The 1,655-nt window shown below is 41.3% G+C and carries 2 protein-coding genes; both read right to left on the bottom strand.

Annotated features, from left to right (window positions below; genetic code table 11):
- Window positions 1-111: 111 nt before the first annotated feature.
- The gene (locus tag ACFILD_RS02405) at window positions 112-441 is read right to left on the bottom strand and encodes a hypothetical protein (protein ID WP_375654732.1); all 330 of its coding nucleotides are present in this window, start codon (window positions 439-441) and stop codon (window positions 112-114) included.
- A gap of 9 nt (window positions 442-450) precedes the next feature.
- Window positions 451-1,299 (bottom strand): hypothetical protein, encoded by an 849-nt coding sequence (locus tag ACFILD_RS02400; protein WP_375664710.1) that lies wholly within the window; start codon window positions 1,297-1,299, stop codon window positions 451-453.
- Window positions 1,300-1,655 lie beyond the last annotated feature (356 nt).

Raw genomic sequence — 1,655 nt, 5'->3', positions numbered from 1 at the left:
TTCCCATTGTTTGATAAGCTCTAATCCTTCTTTCGATATCTTTCTCATCTGACGCTCCATAAAAAAAGCCCCACAAAAGTGAGGCGGCATAAAAATGTTTTCTTATGATCTCTATTGGCTATGCTCTTTGATCAGCTGCTCAACTTCTTCAACACGAAAGCCAAGTTGAAAGAGCGGCGCATATTCGCTTTCCTGTAATTCATACTGACAACGCTTTTCTACAAAATCACCATTTGAATCAAACGGTATGGTTGTTGTTAGACAAACCTTATGCGTGTCATCTTCAATCCCCTCTTCTCCTTCACTTAACTCCTTGACTAAAACCCAATAAAAACGCGTCTCTAAAAGAACCTCTAACCTCCTTACGGTTTCAGCCTTATCAAAGGAAAGCATATTCATATAATCTTCTTTGCTATTTAAATGCTCTGGATAATCTATCATCTACCCCTCCTAAATAAAATGCCGTGGATAACTACAGCCACGGGCGCCAGCCGATTCATAAATGGCATTCCGTATAATGATTGCACGCAGATGTGGATTGATATTCGTAGTATCTGACCAGTCTCCACCAGCCAACAATGCATACATATCTTTTTTAAACTGTACATTTGGTGAGGTTCCAGTTACCGTTTGCATGAAACAAACATCTTTCACAAATTGCCAAACATAACCGCAACCATCTTCACAACCGATATGCGAAACCATCCGTATATTTGCCGTATTCTTATAACCTCCAGAATGTTTTGGTGAAGGTGCTTTTTTGCCTTGAATCCCACCACCTTCATTGCTTCCATACATCGCGGAGGCAAATTCTGTATTATTGAGCAAAGCCTTCCTAACACGCAGCATATCGGATATGTGATCTGTTTGTAGACGGTTCGTCGTAATAGGAACATTATACGCCGAGCGGGTATTGTGACCCGTCCCTGACTGAAGATAAATATCAACCCAAAGATCTGTAGAGGGGTCATAAACCATTCCTTCTGGTGAACTATGCGGGCGGTGATTGAGACACCAAACTGAATTGGGTAAAATATCCCCTGCTCTATAACCAGACAATGGGTGACCGGAAATCGTACCAACATCCGCACAGAGCGTATGAAACCCTCCTATCTTTCGCGAATTACTCACTGTGTAATTCCTTGGATACGTAGAGTTTTCTGATAAAACAAGTTTATGAGACTGTCCTCCATCAGAAACCAAATAAACATAATAATCTTTGCCCACCGAAAGAGGAGGAACGCTTATTCTTGTATCTGCCGTATAACTTGCAACTAAAATATCATTGCCTAATGCCAAGGTTATGCGTGTTCCTTTTTTCAAGGTTANTATCTGCCGTATAACTTGCAACTAAAATATCATTGCCTAATGCCAAGGTTATGCGTGTTCCTTTTTTCAAGGTTAATTCCGCTTTGCCTTTCGCAACAAGAAACGGTGTGGAAATTGAAAGAACCGTTAAATTGGACTGTTTCAGTAAATTGTTTACCTCTTCCGCTAGCACTTTTGTCTGTGAAGCTACTGTATGGGCTGTTGTTGCCGTTGCTAGGGAACTCTTGATACCTCCAAGCTCTTGTTTCGTCGTATCGGCTGTTGTTTTAGCTTCTTCTGCTGTCCTTTTCGCTCTATCAGCTACTTCCTTGGCTTTTTCGGCTTCG

The sequence above is a fragment of the Bartonella sp. CL162QHHD genome (genome assembly GCF_042195435.1).
Classification (GTDB): Bacteria; Pseudomonadota; Alphaproteobacteria; order Rhizobiales; family Rhizobiaceae; genus Bartonella.
The sequence above is the reverse complement of the archived record's forward strand: the minus strand, read 5'-3'. Positions and strand labels throughout refer to the sequence as shown.